This is a genomic window from Spiroplasma endosymbiont of Colias croceus, assembly GCF_964020095.1.
In the GTDB taxonomy this organism is placed as follows: Bacteria; Bacillota_I; Bacilli_A; order Mycoplasmatales; family VBWQ01; genus Spiroplasma_E.
Genome location: NZ_OZ026536.1, coordinates 1,877,441 through 1,901,791, shown reverse-complemented (window position 1 = coordinate 1,901,791; position 24,351 = coordinate 1,877,441). Strand labels below are relative to the sequence as shown.

General features: G+C 20.6%; 31 protein-coding genes, 1 tRNA gene and 1 pseudogene. 21 read left to right on the top strand and 12 right to left on the bottom strand.

The features are described from left to right. Nucleotides 1–168 precede the first annotated feature (168 nt). Nucleotides 169–771, bottom strand: coding sequence for a hypothetical protein (locus tag AACL24_RS11770; RefSeq protein WP_339046885.1), 603 nt, complete (start codon nt 769–771; stop codon nt 169–171). Between the two features lie 251 nt (nt 772–1,022). On the opposite strand from AACL24_RS11770, the pseudogene AACL24_RS11765 reads away from it, so the two are divergent. Then, a pseudogene (locus AACL24_RS11765) lies at nt 1,023–1,850 on the top strand (IS5 family transposase). A gap of 144 nt (nt 1,851–1,994) precedes the next feature. On the opposite strand, the gene AACL24_RS11760 reads toward AACL24_RS11765, so the two are convergent. Continuing rightward, complete coding sequence (locus AACL24_RS11760; protein ID WP_339046883.1) at nt 1,995–2,381, bottom strand: UPF0236 family transposase-like protein; 387 nt, start codon at nt 2,379–2,381, stop codon at nt 1,995–1,997. 297 nt (nt 2,382–2,678) lie between these two features. Between AACL24_RS11760 and AACL24_RS11755 the strand changes: the two genes are divergently transcribed. Beyond that, entirely contained in the window at nt 2,679–3,083 is a 405-nt protein-coding gene (locus tag AACL24_RS11755) for a hypothetical protein (RefSeq protein WP_339046881.1), read from the top strand. 222 nt (nt 3,084–3,305) lie between these two features. Here the strand turns inward: AACL24_RS11755 and AACL24_RS11750 are convergent, their stop codons facing one another. After that, nucleotides 3,306–4,544 carry an IS256 family transposase gene (locus AACL24_RS11750; protein ID WP_339046879.1) on the bottom strand — a complete coding sequence of 413 codons (1,239 nt, stop codon included), beginning with the start codon at nt 4,542–4,544 and terminating at the stop codon, nt 3,306–3,308. 235 nt (nt 4,545–4,779) lie between these two features. Then, entirely contained in the window at nt 4,780–6,108 is a 1,329-nt protein-coding gene (locus tag AACL24_RS11745) for a hypothetical protein (protein WP_339046877.1), read from the bottom strand. 391 nt (nt 6,109–6,499) lie between these two features. On the opposite strand from AACL24_RS11745, the gene AACL24_RS11740 reads away from it, so the two are divergent. Both AACL24_RS11740 and AACL24_RS11735 read left to right on the top strand, forming a co-directional pair. Beyond that, nucleotides 6,500–7,329 (top strand): IS5 family transposase gene (locus AACL24_RS11740; protein WP_339046819.1). Its coding sequence is split into 2 segments (ribosomal slippage): nt 6,500–6,896 and nt 6,896–7,329, totalling 831 coding nucleotides; the frame shifts between segments, so codons are not numbered across the junction. 166 nt (nt 7,330–7,495) lie between these two features. Then, nucleotides 7,496–8,275: an IS3 family transposase gene (locus AACL24_RS11735; RefSeq protein WP_339046875.1), complete on the top strand. Its 780-nt coding sequence runs from the start codon at nt 7,496–7,498 to the stop codon at nt 8,273–8,275. Between the two features lie 379 nt (nt 8,276–8,654). On the opposite strand, the gene AACL24_RS11730 is transcribed toward AACL24_RS11735, so the two are convergent. After that, nucleotides 8,655–8,731: transfer RNA gene (locus tag AACL24_RS11730), tRNA-Ile, on the bottom strand. Between the two features lie 185 nt (nt 8,732–8,916). Between AACL24_RS11730 and AACL24_RS11725 the strand changes: the two genes are divergently transcribed. From AACL24_RS11725 to AACL24_RS11715, 3 genes are all read left to right on the top strand, one after another. After that, the gene (locus tag AACL24_RS11725; RefSeq protein WP_252319474.1) at nt 8,917–9,078 is read left to right on the top strand and encodes a hypothetical protein; all 162 of its coding nucleotides are present in this window, start codon (nt 8,917–8,919) and stop codon (nt 9,076–9,078) included. Between the two features lie 123 nt (nt 9,079–9,201). Then, nucleotides 9,202–9,459, top strand: a complete 258-nt coding sequence (locus AACL24_RS11720) for a hypothetical protein (protein ID WP_281748997.1) — start codon at nt 9,202–9,204, stop codon at nt 9,457–9,459. Between the two features lie 189 nt (nt 9,460–9,648). Then, nucleotides 9,649–10,071 carry a hypothetical protein gene (locus AACL24_RS11715; RefSeq protein ID WP_339046872.1) on the top strand — a complete coding sequence of 141 codons (423 nt, stop codon included), beginning with the start codon at nt 9,649–9,651 and terminating at the stop codon, nt 10,069–10,071. A gap of 100 nt (nt 10,072–10,171) precedes the next feature. Here AACL24_RS11715 and AACL24_RS11710 read toward each other — a convergent pair whose 3' ends face one another. The 3 genes from AACL24_RS11710 to AACL24_RS11700 all read right to left on the bottom strand — a co-directional run bounded on the left by AACL24_RS11710 (nt 10,172) and on the right by AACL24_RS11700 (nt 11,650). Then, entirely contained in the window at nt 10,172–10,522 is a 351-nt protein-coding gene (locus AACL24_RS11710) for a hypothetical protein (RefSeq protein ID WP_339046870.1), read from the bottom strand. A gap of 304 nt (nt 10,523–10,826) precedes the next feature. Further along, entirely contained in the window at nt 10,827–11,204 is a 378-nt protein-coding gene (locus tag AACL24_RS11705; protein WP_339046868.1) for a transposase family protein, read from the bottom strand. 23 nt (nt 11,205–11,227) lie between these two features. Then, nucleotides 11,228–11,650 carry a transposase family protein gene (locus AACL24_RS11700; RefSeq protein ID WP_339045912.1) on the bottom strand — a complete coding sequence of 141 codons (423 nt, stop codon included), beginning with the start codon at nt 11,648–11,650 and terminating at the stop codon, nt 11,228–11,230. A gap of 47 nt (nt 11,651–11,697) precedes the next feature. Between AACL24_RS11700 and AACL24_RS11695 the strand changes: the two genes are divergently transcribed. The 14 genes from AACL24_RS11695 to AACL24_RS11630 all read left to right on the top strand — a co-directional run bounded on the left by AACL24_RS11695 (nt 11,698) and on the right by AACL24_RS11630 (nt 17,974). Further along, nucleotides 11,698–12,330, top strand: coding sequence for an IS3 family transposase (locus AACL24_RS11695; RefSeq protein ID WP_422398099.1), 633 nt, complete (start codon nt 11,698–11,700; stop codon nt 12,328–12,330). A gap of 338 nt (nt 12,331–12,668) precedes the next feature. Continuing rightward, nucleotides 12,669–13,079, top strand: a complete 411-nt coding sequence (locus tag AACL24_RS11690; protein ID WP_339046867.1) for a hypothetical protein — start codon at nt 12,669–12,671, stop codon at nt 13,077–13,079. 319 nt (nt 13,080–13,398) lie between these two features. Continuing rightward, nucleotides 13,399–13,917: a hypothetical protein gene (locus AACL24_RS11685; protein WP_339046865.1), complete on the top strand. Its 519-nt coding sequence runs from the start codon at nt 13,399–13,401 to the stop codon at nt 13,915–13,917. A gap of 130 nt (nt 13,918–14,047) precedes the next feature. Beyond that, nucleotides 14,048–14,242: a hypothetical protein gene (locus tag AACL24_RS11680; protein ID WP_339046863.1), complete on the top strand. Its 195-nt coding sequence runs from the start codon at nt 14,048–14,050 to the stop codon at nt 14,240–14,242. A 130-nt stretch (nt 14,243–14,372) separates the two neighbouring features. After that, nucleotides 14,373–14,555, top strand: coding sequence for a hypothetical protein (locus tag AACL24_RS11675; RefSeq protein ID WP_339046861.1), 183 nt, complete (start codon nt 14,373–14,375; stop codon nt 14,553–14,555). A gap of 2 nt (nt 14,556–14,557) precedes the next feature. Beyond that, on the top strand, nt 14,558–14,764 hold the full coding sequence (locus AACL24_RS11670; RefSeq protein ID WP_339046860.1) for a hypothetical protein: 207 nt from the start codon (nt 14,558–14,560) through the stop codon (nt 14,762–14,764). Between the two features lie 15 nt (nt 14,765–14,779). Further along, nucleotides 14,780–14,971 carry a hypothetical protein gene (locus AACL24_RS11665; protein WP_339046859.1) on the top strand — a complete coding sequence of 64 codons (192 nt, stop codon included), beginning with the start codon at nt 14,780–14,782 and terminating at the stop codon, nt 14,969–14,971. After that, complete coding sequence (locus tag AACL24_RS11660) at nt 14,964–15,326, top strand: ERF family protein (protein WP_339046858.1); 363 nt, start codon at nt 14,964–14,966, stop codon at nt 15,324–15,326. Before AACL24_RS11665 ends, AACL24_RS11660 begins: the two co-directional genes overlap by 8 nt. Then, complete coding sequence (locus AACL24_RS11655) at nt 15,326–15,688, top strand: hypothetical protein (protein ID WP_339046857.1); 363 nt, start codon at nt 15,326–15,328, stop codon at nt 15,686–15,688. The genes AACL24_RS11660 and AACL24_RS11655 overlap by 1 nt, the downstream gene beginning before the upstream one ends. A gap of 228 nt (nt 15,689–15,916) precedes the next feature. Beyond that, nucleotides 15,917–16,486, top strand: a complete 570-nt coding sequence (locus AACL24_RS11650; RefSeq protein WP_339046459.1) for a hypothetical protein — start codon at nt 15,917–15,919, stop codon at nt 16,484–16,486. Further along, nucleotides 16,486–16,719 carry a hypothetical protein gene (locus tag AACL24_RS11645; RefSeq protein WP_339046461.1) on the top strand — a complete coding sequence of 78 codons (234 nt, stop codon included), beginning with the start codon at nt 16,486–16,488 and terminating at the stop codon, nt 16,717–16,719. Before AACL24_RS11650 ends, AACL24_RS11645 begins: the two co-directional genes overlap by 1 nt. Further along, a complete protein-coding gene (locus tag AACL24_RS11640) occupies nt 16,719–16,913 on the top strand; it encodes a hypothetical protein (RefSeq protein ID WP_339046856.1) in 195 nt (64 codons plus the stop codon). The genes AACL24_RS11645 and AACL24_RS11640 overlap by 1 nt, the downstream gene beginning before the upstream one ends. Nucleotides 16,914–16,916: 3 nt before the next feature. Then, entirely contained in the window at nt 16,917–17,123 is a 207-nt protein-coding gene (locus AACL24_RS11635; protein ID WP_339046855.1) for a hypothetical protein, read from the top strand. 137 nt (nt 17,124–17,260) lie between these two features. Beyond that, nucleotides 17,261–17,974 carry a hypothetical protein gene (locus tag AACL24_RS11630; RefSeq protein ID WP_339046854.1) on the top strand — a complete coding sequence of 238 codons (714 nt, stop codon included), beginning with the start codon at nt 17,261–17,263 and terminating at the stop codon, nt 17,972–17,974. Between the two features lie 223 nt (nt 17,975–18,197). Here AACL24_RS11630 and AACL24_RS11625 read toward each other — a convergent pair whose 3' ends face one another. The 4 genes from AACL24_RS11625 to AACL24_RS11610 all read right to left on the bottom strand — a co-directional run bounded on the left by AACL24_RS11625 (nt 18,198) and on the right by AACL24_RS11610 (nt 24,351). Then, nucleotides 18,198–18,506, bottom strand: a complete 309-nt coding sequence (locus AACL24_RS11625; RefSeq protein WP_339046853.1) for a hypothetical protein — start codon at nt 18,504–18,506, stop codon at nt 18,198–18,200. A gap of 62 nt (nt 18,507–18,568) precedes the next feature. Continuing rightward, the gene (locus AACL24_RS11620) at nt 18,569–21,529 is read right to left on the bottom strand and encodes a hypothetical protein (RefSeq protein ID WP_339046852.1); all 2,961 of its coding nucleotides are present in this window, start codon (nt 21,527–21,529) and stop codon (nt 18,569–18,571) included. Then, a complete protein-coding gene (locus AACL24_RS11615) occupies nt 21,441–22,826 on the bottom strand; it encodes a hypothetical protein (RefSeq protein ID WP_339046851.1) in 1,386 nt (461 codons plus the stop codon). The genes AACL24_RS11620 and AACL24_RS11615 overlap by 89 nt, the downstream gene beginning before the upstream one ends. Before the next feature lies 1 nt (nt 22,827). Then, nucleotides 22,828–24,351 (bottom strand): hypothetical protein, encoded by a 1,524-nt coding sequence (locus tag AACL24_RS11610; RefSeq protein ID WP_339046850.1) that lies wholly within the window; start codon nt 24,349–24,351, stop codon nt 22,828–22,830.

Below are 24,351 nucleotides of genomic sequence, written 5' to 3'. Positions count from 1 at the left end.
ATTACAAATTGGAGTGATTTTTTGTCTAATTTTAGTACCAATTTTAATAATTATAATTTTATCATTAACTTTTTTCATTATTGGTTTAAAAGTAAAAATAAAAAATAATAATTTTTGAGATGCTATTCAAAATTGTGAAATAATAAGTAACTATTACATACATTAAAACTATGTTTCTAAATTTATCTTATTACATTTAAAAATAACCATTTTAATATAAATATCTATACTATATGTTCTATTACCAAGCATTTCTTTTAAAATATATCAAATATTACTTTCAGCAAAAGTACCAATATTTCATTTTGCACCTTGATTTTCAATTCCTTGTTTATTATTTTTAAAAATTCTTAAAGTTTCTTTATTAACTTTTGTTTTAATTAAAAATTTTATTAATTCATCATAATTACCATTACAAAAATAATCTTTAGCAATTTTATAATTATTATATTTTTCTTTATTAATAATTAATTTTCTTTTACCAGAATTAGGTTTATATGCTGTTCATAAATATTTTAAACCATGATATTTATCAAAAACATAATATGCTCCTAAATATTTTGCTAAAGTTCTAATTCAAGTTGCACTATCACCACAAATAATAATTTTTGCTTGTTCAATGTTTTCATAAAATTTTTGACAATGTTCTTTAACAAATTCAGCAGTTTTTTTAATTCCAATTGCTGTTTTTGTTGGCCTTATAATTGCTTTTACTCTTTTATTTTGTACTTTGTGATTAATATTATCTGTATATGTTACTATTAATCGCATAGAATGTTTTATACCTTTACGTTTAAAATTTCAAAATTTTCGGTGACCATCATCAATTGCTACAAAAATAGGCTGATTTTTTTTAATTTTACTTTTACTGGATTTGCTTCAATTATTTCAAAATTTTTAAAAACTCTATGAATAGAACTAAGACTAATATTTGCTTTTTTTATAATAGACTTCTTGCAAAACCTATCTATTAAAAATTAAATTTTTAAAATAAAATTAAAAATAAAAAAGATAGGTAATCTATGATGTTTGATAAATTAAAAACTATTAACAATCCAGAATTATTAAGATTAACTGGTATAAATGATATTATTTTTAATAAAATTCTAGAAATTTTAAAGACAGAAGAAGTAAAAAAAGTTTAAAAATGGTGGTACACCTAATAAATTATCATTAGAAAATCGTTTATTAATGACTTTAGAATATTGAAGAGAGTATCGAACTTATTTTCATATTGCTAAAAGTTATGGAATTAGTGAAAGTAGTTGCTATAGGAATATCAAGTGAATAGAAAATACTTTAATAAAACATCCTGATTTTCAACAACTTGATGGGCAAAAATCACTGTTAAATAATAATTTTAAAGATAAAACAGTTATTTGATGTGACTGAAAGTACTATTCAACGCCCAAAAAAAGTCAAAAACAATATTATTCAGGAAAAAAAAAAAACATACAATAAAAACTCAAGTCATAATTGAAAAAGATAGTAAAAAAATTATAAGTTCTTATTTTTCTTATGGTAAAAATCATGATTTTAAAATTTTAAAAAATTCAAAAACGAAATTTTTATCAGAAACAACTATTTTAGTAGATTTAGGATATTAAGGTATACAAAACATACATAAAAATGTCTTATTACCTAAACGAAAATCAAAGAAAAACCCTTTAACTAAAGAAGAAAAGAAAAATAATAAGGCTATTTCAAAAATGAGAGTTGTTATTGAACATGTTTTTGCGATTCTTAAAAAATTTAAAATTATTAGTGAAAAATATCGAAATAGAAGAAAAAAATTTGCATTAAGATTTAATTTAATAGCTTCAATTTATAATTTACAATTATTAATTTAAATATATTTGATAATTTAATATTTTATTTTTTTATTTGAAATAATAATTTTTGTCATTAAAATACAACAAAAATTATTATTTCAAATAAAAAAATAAAATATTAAAAGTGTTATTAAAATAAATTTTTAAACTTAAAAAATGTGATTAATATCATAGTTTTGCAAGAAGTCTAATATCTCAAATATCTCTGTATCTTTTTCCATTAGCAAAATATTCAATGATAGTTTGCTCAATATCTTCACCGATTCTTTTATATTTTGGTAGTTCTAGTATTTCATCAACTAAACAAATACGAACTCATTTTTGTAATTTTTCATCAAAATATTCATAAATTCTTCTTTTATAAGTTACCATTCCATATATAATTTTTCTTGTTCGATATTGAAAATCAACAATTTTATATTTCTTTTTATCTCTTGTATTTTTTATTCTTCAATCTAGTTTTTCTCATTTCTTTGTTATATGTTCTAAAACTAATTTATCAATTTTTGCACTTTGTTCTCTAAAATTTCATTTATAATTAAAATTCACATTTACTTCTTCTAACTATTTTAAAAAATTCTAAATTTATTGTAAAGATATTTAAAAAATTAATTTACTTAATTATTATATAAATATATAAGTGTAATTTTAAATAAAATAAAAATTATTTAAAAAATAACTTTCATATTTGCTATATAATAAACAATTTCAATATAATTAATAGTATAGGTATTACAAAATAAACATCTTTAATTTAGGCGTTTATTTTGCATTTAAAAGCATACTTGTAAAAATAATCAAAAATAGTATAATTTATAGGTAAAATCAAGGAAAAAGGAGAAAAAAATGAAAACATTAGAATTGGAATATAATTGAGTTTTTAATTTTTTAAAATCTGCACAAATTAATAATGGTAATGAAGAAGTAATTAAAAATAAAGTTGAACTAGCAAAAACTACAATTAATGATATGAATAATGAAATAACAAAAATTAAAAAACAACCAAAAGTTAAAAATTTTTTTATTACACTTTTTAGTTTTGGGATTATTAACAAAAACAAAGAAAATAAAAAGAAAATTTTTGAAATTAATGAAAAAATAAAAAGATTAAATAAAGAAATTAACATATGAAATTTAATTTTTAAAAAAAGACAAAAAAATACTAATATTCAAAATCTAGTAAATCATATAAATAAAATGCCAAATAATGAACAAAATCATTATTATTCAAATAATCGTACAGTTTTATAAAATTTAAAAAAGGAGTAATTTAATATGAAAACATGAATAAAAACAAATTTAAGTAAAATAACATTAGCATTAGCATTAACTGGTGCTACAACTGGAACAATAGGATTAATCATGGGGGGTTCTTACCCATGAAAATAATTTCAAATATTCATATGAAAAACCAGACCATAGTATAGTTTTGAGGCTTTTTAATAATCTGTGTTTCTTTGTTTTACAAAGTTACTAATTCAGATTAATTCTGTCTTCAAATTTTATCATAAAATGAGCAATTGCTGTATTTCAATTTTGAATGGGCATTGTTCATTTTTTTGTTATATTGTCAATTGCTAAATAAAATATTTTAAAAACTGACATATCGTTAGGAAAAACTTTTTTATTTCTGATGACTTTTCGTAATTGACTATTAACAGATTCAATAGCATTTGTGGTATAAATTACCCTTTTTATTTCTGCAGGATAACTAATAAAAACCATTAAATTATCTCAATTTTTATATCAAGATTTAGCAATTTGTGGATATTGTTTAGTTCATTTATTTTCAAATGATTCTAAAGCTTGCATTGCTTGTTCTTCCCTACATGCAGTATAAATTGGTTTTAAATCTGCAACTAGAGATTTTCTATGCTTATATGAGACATATTTCAAACTATTTCTAATTTGATGAACGATGCATAATTGATGTTCGGTTTTAGGATAAACTGATTGTATTGCTTCTGACACGCCTGTTAAATTATCACTACAAGCAATCAGAATATCATTTAAGCCACGATTTTTCATTTCTGTGAAATTGGCTAATCAAAATTTAGAACCTTCATTTTCACTAATTCATAAACCTAAAACATCTTTTTTACCTTCTAAATCAACTCCTAAAGCTATATAAACTGATTTATTAATAATCCGTTTATCTTGTCGTACTTTAACTACTATACAATCAAAATAAACAATCGGATAAACACTATCTAATGGTCGATTTTGCCATGCTTTGACGTCATCAATAACATCATCAGTAATTTGACTAATAACACTTTCACTAATATCAGCACCATGATATAACTCTTGTAATTGCATTCTAATATCTGATAATGTCATACCTTTTGCATATAAAGAAAGAACTTGTTGATCAAAACCATCAAATCTTCTTTGTCTTTTTGCAACTATTACAGGATTAAAATTACTATTACGATCTCTTGGTACATCAATTTCAATTTTACCTTGTTGGGTTATTAATTTTTTTGAACTTATACCATTACGAGCATTGTCACTATTACTATGTTGATTCTTTTCATATCCCAAATAATTTTGCATCTCAGAATTCAACATTTTTTCTACTAATCTTTTTGTTAATTCTTTATACAATCCTCCCTCTTTAAAAACTGTTGTTAAATCTTCAGTATTTTCTAATAATAAATCTACTGCTTTTGATATTGGATCATTGTTATTAATATTTTGCTTTTTAGCCATCTGTAACTCACTCTTTCTAGAAAATTAATTATATTTACTAGAACTAATTAAACATAGTTATTTTTGTAAGTTACACAGATTACTAAACATTAACATAGTTTTTGGTAAGTATCAAATTTGAGTTGATAAAACAACTTCATCAGATGTATTTTCACTATATTTTTCATCTGTTAAACAACATAAAGTTGATATAGAATGGGATGGTAAATATCCAAATGGATATTTTGATTGATAATTAAATTTCTAAATTTATATAAGAGATATTTTCATTATATTTATCGAATAAATTAATATTTTTTAAATCAATTTCTTGTTTCTCTGTTATTAAAATTAAATCATAATTTCCAGAACCAAATATTCCGCTAATTTCAATCCGATTTAAATTATTAATCGGATTTTCAATTTGTAATTCAAATTCAATATTATTATCAATTTGTGAAATTTCTTTATAAAATTCTAATTTAGAAAATAATTGAGATTTATTTGAACCATATAAATTTAAAACATTTTCAATTTTAATTTTATTAATAATTACTATTGTAAAATATTTTCCATATTCTCCATTTCCTAATGTTCAATCAGCAGGAATTAATGACGGAATATTATTACTTTCTAATTCATTGGTAATAGATAATCAATTAAATTGATTATCATCTAGTTTAAATAATTCATTTTGACTAATATCATTATTTTTTAAATTAATATTATTAATATCTGTAAAATCAAAATATTTAGATTTTAATATTACCTTTACATCTTTAAATTCTCAAACTTTACCAGTATCTGTATGTATAGGATTTGATTTTAATTCAAAATAATAAGGTAATAAAATTTTATTATCGTCATTTAATCCTTTATTAATTGACATATTTGAATATATATTATTTGATAACATAATAATTAATTGTTTAAATATTTGAACTTGTGGTAAATTTATATAATTTGGATAATCTAATTTTCATTCTTTAAATAAATTAGTAATAACATCATCAGGCTTTTGACCTTCAAATTTTTGTCTTAATTTAGCAATATCATTTTTAGGATTTCCGTTTTCATATACAGCACCATCAAAATTTCTGTTATAAGTATATGTATAAGTTAGCATATCTAATAATAGTTGTTGTAAACTATCAATTGGTGGTTTATCATTTATTTCAATTTCAATTGAATTAAAGTTTTGTGATAATTCAATAGCAATAACTCTACTTGGATATGGTGGGTTTGGTTCTTGATGACTATATAAGAAATATTGTTCGTTCTTTTTCATTTCAAAATCTGGTAATTTTTTCGGTACTGGTTTTCCACCATCATATTTACCAATTTTAGCATATGTTATTTTTGCATTATTAATAATTTCTTTTCTTGTTTCACTTCCACCACCAATAGCAATTAAATCTAAAACTGATTTTTCTTCTCCAATAAATTGTTTTGCAAGATTTCAAGGTAATATTTGTTCACTGAATCATTGTTGTAATATTCTAACTTTTGGTTGAGTTTCAATAGGCATTGATAATAGCGGAAATGCTATCTTATCTTTAACAAACAACTTTGGGTATACTTCCATATTGTCAACTTCACCAAGTACCTTTATATTGCCAAAAATGATGCTTCTAGGGGCTTTAATTTTTAAACCAATAACTATGGTATCTTTATCTAATGGTTTTTGTAATTTAATAATGATTGGATAACCATCTCTTGTTTTAAAATCTTTAATTTTAATAATAGTAATACTTTTAGTACTTCTTGTTTTTGGATTTTGATAAGGTTGTGAATAATTATTAATGATATATAAATTATTAATATTAGCTTCTGTTAATGGTTCATTAATAGATACAGCATATAACTTAAATTGATTTAATAAATTTATTTCTTGAAATATTAGCCTTCTTGCAAAACCTATCTATTAAAAATTTAATTTTTAAAATAAAATTAAAAATAAAAAAGATAGGTAATCTATGATGTTTGATAAATTAAAAACTATTAACAATCCAGAATTATTAAGATTAACTGGTATAAATGATATTATTTTTAATAAAATTCTAAAAATTTTAAAGACAGAAGAAGTAAAAAAGTTTAAAAATGGTGGTACACCTAATAAATTATCATTAGAAAATCGTTTATTAATGACTTTAGAATATTGAAGAGAGTATCGAACTTATTTTCATATTGCTAAAAGTTATGGAATTAGTGAAAGTAGTTGCTATAGGAATATCAAGTGAATAGAAAATACTTTAATAAAACATCCTGATTTTCAACAACTTGATGGGCAAAAATCACTGTTAAATAATAATTTTAAAGATAAAACAGTTATCATTGATGTGACTGAAAGTACTATTCAACGCCCAAAAAAAGTCAAAAACAATATTATTCAGGAAAAAAGAAAAAACATACAATAAAAACTCAAGTCATAATTGAAAAAGATAGTAAAAAAATTATAAGTTCTTATTTTTCTTATGGTAAAAATCATGATTTTAAAATTTTAAAAAATTCAAAAACGAAATTTTTATCAGAAACAACTATTTTAGTAGATTTAGGATATCAGGGTATACAAAACATACATAAAAATGTCTTATTACCTAAACGAAAATCAAAGAAAAACCCTTTAACTAAAGAAGAAAAGAAAAATAATAAGGCTATTTCAAAAATGAGAGTTGTTATTGAACATGTTTTTGCGATTCTTAAAAAATTTAAAATTATTAGTGAAAAATATCGAAATAGAAGAAAAAAATTTGCATTAAGATTTAATTTAATAGCTTCAATTTATAATTTACAATTATTAATTTAAATATATTTGATAATTTAATATTTTATTTTTTTATTTGAAATAATAATTTTTGTTGTATTTTAATGACAAAAAATAAAACATATTTTGAACAATAATTTTTAAAAAATATTAAAAGTGTTATTAAAATAAATTTTTAAACTTAAAAAATGTGATTAATATCATAGTTTTGCAAGAAGTCTATTATTTTAATTTAAAGAAAAAAGAAAATAAAATCAAAAATAATATTTATGATGAAGCTGTTATTAGTGCTTTTAAAGAAAATAAAGAAGTTTATGGTACTAGAAGATTAAAAAAAATTCTAGAAAACCAAGAAATTTATTTATCGCGCAGAAAAATTAAAAAAATTATGAATGAATATAATTTAATATCAAAATATACTAAATTATCATTCAAAAATCATAATAACAAAGTTAACGATAGTCAAATAACTAATCTTGTTAATAGAAAATTTAAGAATAGGATTAAAAATGAAGTTATTGTTAGTGATTTAACTTATGTACAAGTTAATGGTAGGTGAAACTATATTTGCCTATTAATAGACCTATTTAACCGCGAAATTATCGGACATAGTGTTGGAGTTAAAAAAGATGCATCATTAGTACATCAAGCATTTATGCAATCAAATCGCTGTTTAAAAGATATTCAAATATTTCATAGTGATCGCGGTAATGAATTTAACAATAAAATTATTGATAAACTTTTACTAGCATTCAACATTAACCGTTCTTTAAGTAAAAAAGGTTGTCCTTATGATAATGCTGTTGCTGAAGCAACTTTTAAAACTTTTAAAACCGAATTTATTAATGATAAAAATTTTACATCATTAATCCAATTAAAATTAGAATTATTTGATTACATCAATTGATATAACAATATAAGAATTCACAGCACTTTAAACTACTTAACTCCAGTTAAATATCAACAACAAATGTTTACCAAAAAATAGTCCTAAAAAGTGTTGCCATTCCACCATCCAGTTTTTAATTTATCAAACATCATAGATTACCTATCTTTTTTATTTTTAATTTTATTTTAAAAATTAAATTTTTAATAGATAGGTTTTGCAAGAAGTCTACTTAATACTAATATATTATATATTAATTTATAATTCAAAAATAAAAAAAATTAATAATATAAAACATACTAAAAAAATAACAATTACTAAAAACCTATCACTAATTAAAATATCTGATTAATCATAGGTTTTTAATATAACTTTTTATATTCTTAATAAATCAATTGATTTACATCTTTATTATAATTTTTAATTTGATTTAAATAAAAAAAAATAAACAAAACTGTTTATTTCATAATTTCACATATAATGGTGGGACTAAATGGACTTGAACCATCGACCTCACGCTTATCAAGCGTGCGCTCTAACCAGCTGAGCTATAGTCCCAAAAAGAGCAACAGAGATATTATATATTTGTTCAAGCACGATTGCAATATATAATAACAATATTTTATTTAATTTTTATTTAATTTTTATTTAATATTCTTATAATAAAAATTTATATTTTTAAAAGTAAAAAAAATTTTTTGTATAATTTATTCATACAAGGTTTTATTAAAAGGGGATTCAGAATGACAAAGATTAAAATACATATCTTAAAAATTGAAAAATGAAATCAAAATTTAGGAAAAGAAGCAACACTAAATGATGATGATATAAAAGATATAAATGAGAATGAGAATATAGAGAAAATTAATGATGATATTATTGCAAAATCACCTACGTTTTCATAATCATATTTTTATTGTATATTTATTAAAATTTTTTAATAAAAAATACTAAATATGAATTAAGTAAAATGATATAATTTATATATAATTTAGTTGTTAAATTATATAAGTTTGAGAGGTAAAAAAATGAATGGCAATAAAAATGAAATGAAAATAAAACTCAAAGAAATTTATTTATTAAAATATAAAACAAATCAAAGTGATGACATAAAATATAAAGCATTTGAAACATTAGAATTAGCAACACTATTTCATCTAAGTTTTAAAGAAATAGTGACAAAATTTGGATATCCTAATCGCGAAATTATTCACTATGAAATTATTGTAATACCATTTAATTTAGATGCAAGTAGAATATTGAATCAAATTAATAAATCAAAATAATATTAAGAAAATATTCAAATATTTTCTTAATATTATTCATTTATATAATTAATTAAAACTTTGCTTATACAATCAATAATTGTAAAAACAATATAAATTTGTTATCATTTTTACATAAAATAATATAGTTCTTAACTTATTATTTTTATTATCTAAAAATGTTTTTTTTATATTTAAAGAGGTATCAAAATGAAAAAAGTTAAAATATTACAGTTAACAACTATAATATTATTTGCAATCATGGTTTTAATTATAATTACTGGTTTATACTTAATTTGATTTAGTAACTTTTATTTTAAATTCGATAATAAGGAACAATGTCATTCAAATTTTAAAGATGGATATACAATATTAAAACATTTTGGTTTAAGTTATACTATTAGCACTTCGGCAAGTTCTTTCTGTAACTTAAATCATTTTCCTGATAATTACTATCCTTGAATTCAATTACAGATTGGAGTTATCTTTTGTATAATTATCGTTCCAATTTTATTATATACAGTATTTCTATTCATAGTAATTATTTTTATTTTTAAAATAGAAGAAAAAAATAATAATTTTTGAGATGCAATCGAAAATTGTGAAATTATTAATAATTACTATGTTCATTAATTTTTATTAATATACTTTATCTTATTAATATTTTAAAAACTAAATATTTTCTAAATATTATAATATTTTTATTATAATGTTTTTTATTTTTTTAATAATTTTATTTTATTCTTTTAAAAAATAACTTCCCTTGATAATTTTGATTAGTTTTATCACTATAGTTTTTGCTTCCAATATATAAATTATTATCTGCAGCTAATAAACTTACTACCGCACCATAATCTTTATTTCAACCAAATACTTCAGTAAAAGTAATACCACCATCAGATGACTTATATAATCCACCTTTAAAAAATTTATTATCAATAACTTGAACTCTACTTCCAACATATAAATCATTATTAACAACAGCTAAACTTCAAATTTCACCATAATTTTTATTATTTCTTCAACCAATAGTTTCTGTTATTTTTTTCTCCTTTAAGAGAAAGTTTAAATAGTCTACTTTCATATAGTTGATTTCTACTTCCAATATATAAATCATTACCAAAAACTATTAAACTCCAAACTTCACCATTATTTTGGACATATTCCGTAATTAAATTTAATTAATTGTCAATAAAATTGTTTTAAAACTATTTAGTGTTATTGAATATAGAAATAAATATTTTTTGAAAAAATAGTTTAAAAAATGAGTTTACATTTTAAACAAAAAATTGTTAATAATATTTTTATATTAACTCGATAAAAATTTAAATTTTAAAAAAATATTTTTAATATTTTTTTTATTTTAATGGTTTTATTTTATTAAAAATTTAACAAAGTAAGTTAAATCTTAAGTACATAAGTCTAAATTTAGATTTTCTACATTTATTTACTAAAATTTTGAATCTTTTCAATCAAGCAAAGACATGTTCAACTTTAATTCTAATTTTAGATACAATCTTATTGTATTTTCTTTCTTGTTTAGTTAATTTTTTATTTTTAGTTCTTTTAATTGGTATTATTGTATTTTTATAAATATTTTGTATACCTTGATATCCTAAATCACCAATAATTATTGTTTTTTCTGAAAATTCAAGATTTGAATTTTTTAATATTTGAAAATCATGCACTTTACCATTATCAGCAAAAATATCAACAATTTTTTTATTAAAAAAATCATATACAATTTGAAATTTTATAGAATACATTCAACTTTTACCAGAAAAATATTCTAACTGTAGTTTTTTTTAGTTGGTCTTTCAATTTCAATCTCAGTTGAATCAATTAAATAAAATTGAAATTCATTTGAATTTTCTTGTTTTTTATCAATTTTTAATTTATATCTTTCTTTTAAAAATTGGTAATCTTTGTGGTTACTAAGTTTATTTTCTACTCAAGTAATATTTCGAAAACAACTTGATGGGCTCATTTTAGATTTAATACTCATTTGAAAAAAAGTATAATATTCTTTTCAGTATAATAAAGTCATCATTAATCTTTCTTCTACTGAAAGTTTATTTTTTCGACCTTTATTTTTTTCTAATTTTTCTATTTCAATTAATTTTTCTAACATTTCATTAAAATGAAAACGTTTTATACCAAAATATCTATAAAATTCTTCATTTTTTAATTTTTTTAAATTTTCAAAAATCATTTTTATCAACACTTTTCTAAATTTATTGTTAATAACAAAATTATAAAATAAATTTTAAAATTATTAATTGACTTTTAAAAAATTTAATTACGGAATATGTCTATAATAACAAAGTTAACGATAGTCAAATAACTAATCTTGTTAATAGAAAATTTAAGAATAGGATTAAAAATGAAGTTATTGTTAGTGATTTAACTTATGTACAAGTTAATGGTAGGTGAAACTATATTTGCCTATTAATAGACCTATTTAACCGCGAAATTATCGGACATAGTGTTGGAGTTAAAAAAGATGCATCATTAGTCCATCAAGCATTTATGCAATCAAATCGCTGTTTAAAAGATATTCAAATATTTCATAGTGATCGCGGTAATGAATTTAACAATAAAATTATTGATAAACTTTTACTAGCATTCAACATTAACCGTTCTTTAAGTAAAAAAGGTTGTCCTTATGATAATGCTGTTGCTGAAGCAACTTTTAAAACTTTTAAAACCGAATTTATTAATGATAAAAATTTTACATCATTAATCCAATTAAAATTAGAATTATTTGATTACATGAATTGATATAACAATATAAGAATTCACAGCACTTTAAACTACTTAACTCCAGTTAAATATCAACAACAAATGTTTACCAAAAAAATAGTCCTAAAAAGTGTTGCCATTCCAAGATAGTATATATTAATAATAAAGAAACTGATGTTGAACAAAAAATAATAGAACAATATAGAGTTTATTTTTGTAAAAAAGAACTTTTAGAAGAAAGTCAATTCATAAAAAATGAAAATGATAAGCAAGTAGTTATTAGAAAAAAATCTATTTTAGATTTTAAAAATAAAGAAAATATTAATGGTGTCAATAATAATGATGAAAAGATTAAAGAAAGTAAAAATACTTTAGGTAAACGATTAGGTAGGTGAGTTGGAAAATTTTTTATTTTTGCCTTTGAAACTTATATTTTTGGTGTTGTTTCAGGAATTATTTCTGTTCTTGCACTTAAAATTTCTTTTGCAATGGCGCTTTGCTGATGAACTCCTGGGGCTTTAGGAATAGCAACACTTACTGCTTTGCCTATAGGTTGATGTGTAGTTTTAGCAATTGTAGCAGTATTAGGTGTTCAGATACTAAAAGAATATGGAATTAAACCTTTATTAAAAAAAATGTGAAACTTGGTAGAATCAAAAAAAGCAAAAAAACTAGAAATGGAGGACTTAAAAGAAATAGATTTTCATAATATCAATTCTAGAGTTTTAAAAAACTATTTAAGTTCTCAAAAAAACATACCTTTTGATGAAATTAGACCAAGTTTTGAACAAAATATTAATATAATTAAAAATAGAAAATTGTCTCATCAAACTCAAGAAAAATTTGAGGGCGCATTACAAACTTGGATATGATTTAATAAAAATATAAATGAGAGATAAAACTCTCATTTTTAATTGTTGAACAATTATAATTAATTATTTTATTAAACCAGCACTTTATTAAAGTAATTAATTATTACATAACTAAATAAAAAATTATGTAGGCTATTGTGCTGGAATTAACCAATAGTAATTTTTGTGTTGCTCTTTGAAAATTTCAGAAATTTTGGTTCCCTTCCCCTAGAACCCCTACCCTCCAAGGCTTATGCTACTGTAAGTAGCATAAGCCTTACGTATAGTAGATAGAAGTATTTAGTTAGTAGTATATAAGCCTTTTATCACTGTAGGTGATAAGGCTTATACGTAGAAAGGAATTTATATGACAACTGTTAATTTTGACATTAAAAGTAAAGTTGGAGAATCATATAAAAATGAAAAAAATAAAGGTGGTATATTATTAGAAATTGGTGAATATGAAACATGATTTCCTAAACAATATACTACTATTGATGAAAAAAATAAAAAAATAGCATTAAAAATATTTGAAAATTTTGATTATAAATTAGGTGAAAAATGAGTACAAGAAAATATTGAAAGAAATATTGAAAGTATTAAAGGTAGTGATATTTTAAAATATATAAAAAATATTCCAGATATTACTACTAATGAAAATGAATTAATATCTTGTACATTTTATGAACAATATAATGGTTATTATATTTTTACAAATGATAAAAATCAAGAATGTTTTAAATATAACATTACATGAGAACAAGATATGAAAAGTTTTAAAATAAATAATCCATATAATGATAATGATTTAGCAATAAATTATATTGTTACACCAATGAAAGATATAAATACTCATAATGAAAAAATATTTTATTTAAAGTATTAAAGGAAATTAATATGTTATTAAATGTTGAAAAAATAGAATTAATTAAAAATTTATGTAATGAAAAATTACTTAAAAATAAAAAATATATAGAAATTGAAGAAATATTAAAAATTATAGAAAGGGATTAAAAATGGAAGAAAAAGATAATTTAGAAATACAAGAAGATAATAAAGAATTACAAAATAAGTTATTAAAAGAACAAATTGAATTAATTGAAGAACAAAAAGAATTTTATAAAAAATCATGAAAAAGTAGAATTATATTTTTAACAATTTGAATAATTAGTATGATTTTAACATTAATAATTATTGCTTCTAAACATTAATGAAATGAATGAATAATTATGGAATGTAGAGAATATAGAATTAAAGGCTCATGTGATATATGTCATAAAAATTCATCATTTGCAAATAGAACTTGTAATAAATTTTTTTATAAATTAATAGGTGAAAAAAATGAAATGTAATATCCATAATGAAAAATATATTTGATTTTCTGAATTAGAAAATACATATTATTGTAATAAATGTATTGATGAAATGATTGAAAACGATATGTATTTAACATCAAATAATTGAGATTACTTATATGAATATTATATTAATGAATTACAATTAGAAAATTTTAAAGGAGTGTAAATATGAATAGATTAGAATTACAAAATGCAATGAAATTAATAGAAAAATTTGAAGAATTACAAGAAGAATTTAATAGTAAATATGAAGATTTTGAAGTTGAAATTGATAATGATGGGGATTTAAAAATTAGTAATGATTATTTTATATATGAAGATGTAAATAAATTAGAACAAGTAATTATTGATTATAAAAGAATTATTAAAGGTTAAAGGAGATGAATATAAATGGTAGCAGCAGCACTTAAAAAACATGAAGATAAATTATTAATTAAAAATTTAAAAATTCGTCTTACTAAAAATGACCATTATGAATTAAAAACATATTGTTATGAAAGAAATATAACTATGAATGATTTTGTAAGGGATTTAATTAAAAATGCAATTAAAAAAAATAGAAAGAGTGATTATAATGAATAATTTATATAAAAAAATACTTAAATTACAATTAGAAATTGGTAGTACACCTAAAAATGGTTTTAATAAATTTGGAAATTATAAATATTGATTATTAAGTGATATTTTTAATAAATTTAAATTATTATGTAAAGAATTAAATATTGTTATTACACATGAAGATATATTAACAACTGATAGAAAAATAAATTATTTAGATACTAAAGAAGTAGAAATAACTTATTTTAAAAGATATACAATTATTGATTTAGATAATGATAAAGAAATAAAATATTTTGATATACTTGCTTGTGCTAAAAATACAGATATAGCAAAAGCAAAAGGTAGTGCAGAAACTTATGTTTATAGATATTTTTAATGAATTTATTATTATTAAGTGAAGATGAACTTGACCCAGATAATGATAATGTTAATGTAATTCAAAATAATAAGCAACAAAATAATTATATTAATAATAATGTAAAAATACAAAATGAAAAATGAGAACCAAGTGAAAAACAATTAGATTATTTTGAAAAATATATGATTACAAATACAGTTTTATTTGATGAATGTATAAGAGAAGATATGGAAAGATTAAATCCAAGTAATAATAAAGATTTTTTAATATTAATGGGTGAAAATTATTTAAAAACTTTATTTGATAAATTTAAAGAAATTCGTGAAAGATTTAAAAATGTAAAAAATAATAATAAAAATGAGTATAGAAATTATGAATAAATGTAAATATTGTAATAAAAGAATTTGATTTTCTCAATATTGATGTATGAATTGTTTAAAAATATTAGTTATAAATTTAAATAAAAATAAGGAAAAAAAATAATGAATAAAAGAAAACAATTTAAATATAATGAAAAATTAGTTGAACATGGAATTAAAGTAGCAAAAAAAGATAAACAATTAATGAAAATATTAAAAAAACTAAGTTTAAATTAAGGAGAAATAATTATGAATAATTATTTACTTTCAATTGACCCAAGTATTAAAAATACTGGATTTACTTTATGAGAAAAAACAAAAAGAATTAGTGAATGTGAAGTTAATTATAATGAAATTGAATATGTATACAAATGAAAGCCAATATGAATGGGAAGTTTTAGTTTTAACAATAAAAAATTAGATTTTATTGATTTTCAAGGTGAAATATTTTTTCAGAGAAAAAGAGATGAAGATATAGATTTAATTATTGAACGTGGTACTTTTCATTCAAAAAATGGTATTGGTTATGAAACTCAAGAACATTTAAGAGGTTTTATTGCTGGACAATTTAATAAATTATTAACAAAAAATATGTTAATAAGTCCAAGTGAATGAAAAAAATGATATGTAAAAAATGATAAATATTGTTCTGCTATTACATTTGTAAATGGTATAAATTATAAATGAGATAAAAATGTTTCTTTATTTACGTGTGAAAATTTAATAGAAGAAAATAATTGAAATATAACAATATCAAATCATGATGAAGCAGATAGTTTATTAATTGGTTGATATTATTTAAATAAGGAGAATAAATAATGAGCAAAGAAAAAATAAAAGTTATTGAAGAATTGATTTATTTAGAAAAGAAAAAATTTATTCAAAATCCTACTATTTTAAATTATAAAAAAATGGAAAAAAATGTTGATGAATTAAAAAAAGTTAAATGAAATATTGAAATATTTGAAGGTATGAAAAAAAATATTATTTTTGAAGTAAATAAATATGAAATTTTTAATAAAATAATTAAAAATAATAAGGAAGTTAAATAATGCAAAAACAAAAAGAAGAAAAAGTATTATTAAAATGTATTGTTAAAGATTGTAATAGTAAAGTATTAGTTACTTTAAAAACTTTAAATGTAGAAGATAGTGTAGTTCAATTTTTTAATATGTGTTATTTTCATAAAAAACAATTTAAAAATAAAGTAAAAGAAATAAAAGAATATTATAAAAATAAGGAGTAAATAATGACTAAACGTGAATTTTTAATTAAATGAAAAGTAGATAAAGAAGTAGATATTAAATTACATTATGTTGGTAAAGCTAATTTAGTTTTAAAACATGAATATGAAAATGAATATGATGAAGAAAAATTTGATTTTGTAAAAAATGATATTGATAATTATATTGAATTATTAAATGATTATAAAAATATTGAATGAGATAATAATTAAATTATCTATATTTAATATAGAAAATATGATATAATTAATAAAGAGAAATTACTCATTCCTAAATAATTTCTCTTTTTTTATTTTTTTTAATTTATAATATTATTAACAAATAAAAAAATGGGAATGAGTTTTTATTTATGAGTAATAATATAAAAGAATATTGAATATTTATTGATGATAGTGGTAAATTATATGATAATAAAAAATTTGCAAACTATACTGCAGTAGTATTTGATAATAAAGAAAAATATTTAAATTTTAAAAAATGTTTTCGCGAATTACTAAAAGAAATTAATGGTGGAAAAGAAATAAAAGGTTCTAAATTTTGAAGTAGAACATCACATAAAAATAAAATCTTAAAATTATTAAGTGAACATAATATTAAAAGTTTTTCACTAATGATTAATATAAATAAACTTAAAAACAAATATAAAAATGATATTCAAACTGAAAGAATACTAAATATTTGTATTGCAATTTTATCTCAATATATTATTAATCAACTTAATTTATTAAATTGTAAAATATCATTATATATTGATGAACAAATTAGAAATCAATTTAATAAATTAAATGGAAAAAGTATTGAAAATTTTTTAAATTATAAATCTAATAATGATAAATATACTATTTTTTCACAATGAATTTTTAGAGAAAAAAATATAATATTTTATGTAAAAGATGATTGTAAATCACATTTATATAGTGGTATTATGGTAGCAGATAAAATAGCAAATGGAATTAATAGAATATATAATGATAAAAACAAAGAAGTTGAAAATTATTTAAAAATTCATAATATTAAAGTAAAAAAGAAATTTTGACCTAAATTTTTTGAAGAAATATTTTAATTTAAATGTGGTATAATTATATTATGTTAGTATGGTATTCATTTGAAATAATAATGAACTAAGTACATTAGTGTTGCCTTACTAATATTTTTTTATATAAAAAAAGTTACCTAAATGGTAACTTTTATATTAGGTGCCAACCTAATAATATAACAGTGAAAATTATATACTTATCTTTCTCTATAACCCTTGATAAGTATTACAATAAATTATACATTAATATTTAAGATTGTGGGGAAATATTATTTTGGTTAGATTTTATCTTATTTTTTGTAACTTTTAAAATTACTCAACCTATAAAAAAACCAATAGAAACCACAAATCATAAAGATAACATTTTAATTAAAAAAATTCTTCCACTACTAAAATATTTAGTCATATCATCAGTAATAATACTTACATTATCATAAAATTTATCTCAATAAATTAATGTCCCTAAATAATAAATTGATATAATTAAATAAATAAAACTAATAACTATTAATCATGTTTTTTTTTCTTTAAATTTTATTTTTTTTAAAATATTTTTCATATAATAGTACTCCATAAAAACATTTATCATAAACATAAATATTTTAACATATAAAATAATTTTTATCTTGAATTTAAAATTATTTTATAAATATTAGTTTTAATATTACTGATATATCTTTTTCCATGTGTATATATTAAATTGTTTTTTCAATCATTTATACATTCAATTTTACCTAAATTTGCTTGTAAATAAAAATTTCATTTTAGATTTTTATTATCAACAATACTCATCGCAATACATGAATTTGTTTCATAATTTTTATTTACTGTTCTTGCTAAACTTCCAAAATGTACTGATAGATTAAATTCATAACCAGTTAAATTATATGGCATTGAATTATTATTACTATAAGTATAAATATATGCTAATCCATTTTCATCATTATTATCATTTGGATGTAAAAATTCTTGTTTATATTCATTAATTGTTGGATTATTATTACTTAATATTAAATCTTTTAAATCAATAGTTTTACTTATATTTTGACTTTTTGCCGGTCTAAAAGTTTCGTTTGTAGAATATACTACTAATTTATTATCATGAGAATTTTTTATTTCTTCTTTTGTTTCAATAACATAATCGTAATAAATAGTTATTGATTTATAATATCTTTTTAAATCATTAAAATACTTAATTAATAATGTAGGGTCTAATAAAGATTTTAAATCAACTTCATAATTACCTAATTTATTTGAATTATTAGTAAGTCAAACATTAAAATTAGGTTTATATGATACCGAACTTGTATCAATTAATGATACATCATTTGTTGTCATTTCTACTTTTAAATTTGGAATAATAATTATTGATTTTGCTATATTTTGTGGACTTGGTGGTAATATTTTTGCAGGATAACTAAATGTAGTTTCTTCAGTTTCTTCATATTCATCATGATTTAATTTATATAAAGTAGTTCAATTAAAAGCATTTCCAGTTAATGCACCCATATTATTATATCTAAACTGAGCAACTGATATTTCATTATAATCACCTTGATAAGTAAAAGGATTATCACTATAAAATGTATGTCTTTCTTCACCTTGATGTAATGATTGAGTTACAATTGTATCAATAATATAAGCATAATTTGAACCATCAATAACTCCATTACTTGTAGGATTTCATTCACAATTAGTATCTTCATTTGTAAAAGGACTTGCTATATCTAAAAACTCACTATCTTCAGCTAAAATATAAACTTTATTATTTTTCTTTTGTGATAAATCAACTGTACTTATTTGTTCTTTTTCTTTTAATTTTTGTCCATTTTCAGGATTTCATGGATAAACACTTACTCTATCACTTAATTTCATTGTCATAGCAGTTGTAGAAACATTTGCTCCTAATAATTTACCAATAGCAAAATCATTATCATTTGTAAAAGCATTTAAAGGAATTAAACCACCATTACCAATAATATTTTCTAAATTACTTGTAAAAAATGCACTCATAAAACCATTAAAATATAACATTTTTTTATATTGTTGAACATTTTGAGTAATAACTCAACTACTTCAAATACCTAATGTTAAAGCATTTAATAATTTACCAATTAAAGGAATATCACTTAAAGCAAAAGGTAATCATTGAGTACTATCATAAGGCATTTGTATTAATGGCGAAAATACAACACTATTAAAATTTAATATTGCTGACATATATTTTTGACTTATTTTTGAATAATCAACAGTTGGACTTCCTATAATTAAATGAGTATCTGGGTCTTTATATTTAAAATTATTTGACATATCTACATTATAATTACCTGTTAAATTATTTATATTTCATTCACTATCTCAAAAGAATTTTGCTTCTCCTACTGATGTACCATTACTTAATCTTGCTTTATCTTTATCAAATGCTAACATACCTTTAAAATCTTTTGTTACAAATAAATTTTCTTGAAAATTTAATGAAGTTTTTAATCATTCTGTAAAATTTTTAAAATTAGTAAATCCAGTTGGTTTAGCGTCCATAATATTATAAAATGTAGTTTCAGGATGACTACTTGTTGTTATTTTATCATTTATACCAGCAAGTAAACCACCATTATTTTTAATATCAGTTGTAGATTTTTCATTATTACCAGCAATAAATAATCTTCTTGAAGCAAATACTTTACTTTCAAATATTTCTTCATTATTTTGTTGAATAGGTTCTTGTCCTTCAATAATAGGTCTTCCATAATAATAACAACTTGATAATAATTCTAATCCATAACTTTGTCTATGACTATATCTTACTCCTATATCACGCATTAAAGTACGATTTAAAGTTACTTTTCCTTGTTGAATAGTAGGGAAAGCATAACCACTACCTGGGCTTGCATATTGTACAAAATCAAGTGTATTTTGACCAGTAGAAACTACTCTATCATTTAAACTACTAAAAGTTAATACTTGCATACTAAATGCACCATTATAAGGACTATAATAATTTGTTACATTTGAAATATATAATAATTGTCTATCTTGATTTTTACCACTATTACCCCCAATATTTTCATTTTCATCATTAAATACTACAAAAAATTGTAAATAATCATCAATTGTAATATGTTCTTCAAACATTACTAAAGTATATTGTCTTTTAGTTTGTACTGTTTTAAATATTTGATTATTTGGTAAATTACTAAAATCAACACCACTTGTATCATCAATTAAATAAGCATTTCAATAATCACCAATTTTATATTGTTTTGTATAATATTGGTCTTGTGAAGACACTTTATGAGTTTTTTCATTAATTTTACCTTTATTTTTTTGATATATTTTTGTACTATTTTTTCAAATACATACAACTGGAGTAGTACCAGTTAATATTAATTCATATTGTCCAAAATCACTAATTTTACTATTAATTGGTTTATAACCAGTTTCAGTTAAAGGAATTGCTCCATTATTTATAACAAATGGAAATATTTTTCAATAACTACATCTCTTTATTAATTGTTGAGTTTGTTTTAATGCTAGATGTGCTTGTTTCATTAATTGAATTTTCATTGCGTTGCTTATTATCATTTGTATTATCTCCTAAATGTTTATTTAAAAATTTACTTTCTTCAATAATATGTTCTAATTTTTGTTTTGCCATTAATGTATCAATATTTTCATATAAACTAATTGCTTCAATTACTGATAATGTACCATTATTTAATCTACTATTAATTAATTCATCTTGTACTAATTGGTCAACCATAGCAATTGGTATAAATTCAAAACTATAAGGTCTTTCACTTTTACCATTTCAATATACTTTTCCATTTTCATTTTTAGAAGAAGTTACTAACATATCAAACATTCTATATAAATAAGTTGTATAATGTGTTATTTTTACTTCTGTTGTTTGCATATCAAATTTATTATTCATTAATGTTTTAGTTTTATTTTCATAATTAATTCCATTAAATTCATCATAATCATAACCAGCACCATTAAATATTTGTTTTGCTGTACCATTATAATCAAGTCAATATTCACCAAATTTTGGATTACCTTGTACAATATCAACTCCACCATTACCACCTTTTACATAATTTGCAGTAGTAATATTTAAAAATGCGTCTTTAATAATTGATTGAAAATCATCACTTAAATTTAAAGCTTTAAATTTTTCATTATCAATAATTCCATAAAATCTAGTTAAATTTAATATTCTTTCTTTTCTTTTTTGTTTAATAATATGTTGTAAATCTCATATTAAATTTCATACTGGTGCACAATCTGGATATGCATTCATTTGTGTACTATTACCATAAAAATGAATTTGTGGTAAATTTGTAATTTCAACAATTGGTAAATAACCAAATGGATTTTTTAATTCATATTGTTGTTTTAATTGACTTTCTGGTTTAATTTTTGATTTTGTACTACCTAATAAAATTTCTCTATTACCATTAAATATTTCAACTTTTACTTTTGAATTTTCTATTGTTACTCATGTTAAACTACCATTATCACTTTGTTCATTCATAAAAAATAATTCTGCTGATTGTTCTTGTTCATTAAATTTAGCAACACGTGACATAAAACTTGGACTTGGTAAAGTTAAACTTAATTCACCATTTTTAGTTAACATTCATATTAAAAAACATTTACCTAATAATGAATTTTGAATACCAAATTGATATAATTTTTCATTTCATTTATCTTTATCTTTTAATTTATTTAAAAAATTTAATAAGTCTTTATTTTCACTTTTAAATAATAAACCTTTACCTAATCATAACATTGTACTTTTATTTGCAATAATTCTAGGTATATCTAATTCTCAATTATCTTCATGTATACTAAAATATTCTGTTGGACTATAATTCATATTATCACTCCTTATTATTAATAAAACTATATTGTTTACCAAATTCAAATTTAGTTTTATTAATTAATAATTCATTATTTATTTGTTCAATTAATCATTTCATATCATTCATTAATGCATAACAATCACTATCTCAAGTATCATCATATAAATCTAACATTTTAGGTTCATTATTTGAATTTTCTATTTTAGATTTAGATAATCATTGAATTAAACTATATTGTCTTTTAGTTTCTGGACAATTATTTCAATCATAACTTAATATATTTTTAATTAATCCAGTAGTAGTAAAATCAATTCTATCTTTTAAATACATTACTGATTTATCTACTGGTTCAAAATTTAATCAATTCATATTTCTTTTATTTTTTTCTACATTTAAAACATCAATAAATGCTTGACCACCATTACCATAATCAACATAACAAGTAAAACCTTTAAACATAGCAAAATATTTTTGTGCTTCAATTAAATAATAATCAATAATACTATTTGCTAATTCATAAGTATTTTTAAAATACATTGCTGGTTGACCATTAATATTAGCATTACTATGATAAAATTCACTTACTTTATGTGCTCTTCTTCCATTATGATTTTCACCAATAAATCATAATGAAGCAGCAGTTGGATGACCACTACTACTTGTTGCCATACCTATATCTAATCCTCCAGTTATTTTAGAAACTTGAAAATCTAATTCAGTATTTACTTTATCTAAATATCTTGCAAATATAGCACCTTGTAAAACACTAGGTACACCATAATATCAAGATTGTGCTTTAATAGGGTCTAATACTTTTAATTCTTCTAAGTTATTAATTATATCTTGTGATAAGTTATGTTTATTTAATTTTCAATTTGAATAATGAAATAATTTAAATTTATTATTATCAAATACTGATTTTATTTGTTCATTTTTTACTTTCATTATTTCTAAATTAAAAGGTACACGTTCATTCATATAATTAATATGATATTGATATATATTATCTGGATTACAAGTTGTTATTTTAATTCTTTTTTTAGCATTACCAATAGCAAATGTTATTGCTTGAAATTCTGCTTGACTAAATTCATTTGCTTCTTCTTCTCATTCTATTGCTAAATCAAAACCTTTTATTTCTGCTCTAGAAAGACCTTTTAAAGGTATTCTATCATTACTATTACTATATACACCCATCACTCGTATAAATGATTTATTACCTTTAAATCTAAAATCTGCTTGTTTATTTGGATATTTTAAATTAAAGTCTACATAATCATTAAATCCAGCAGAAATAAATGCTTCATATATTTCTTTAACCATATCATTAATATCTTTATTTAATTTTCTAAATCCATAAATAGCAACTTTTTTATTTAATTTAATTGCTACTGCAAATAATACTGGTAATATCATTGCAACATTAAATGTTTTACTACTATATCGTGATCCACTAAAATTATATTCATCATGTGTAAAATCAGATTCACCTAATAATCAATAAACTATTTCATATATAAATGTAAATTCTTTATTCAT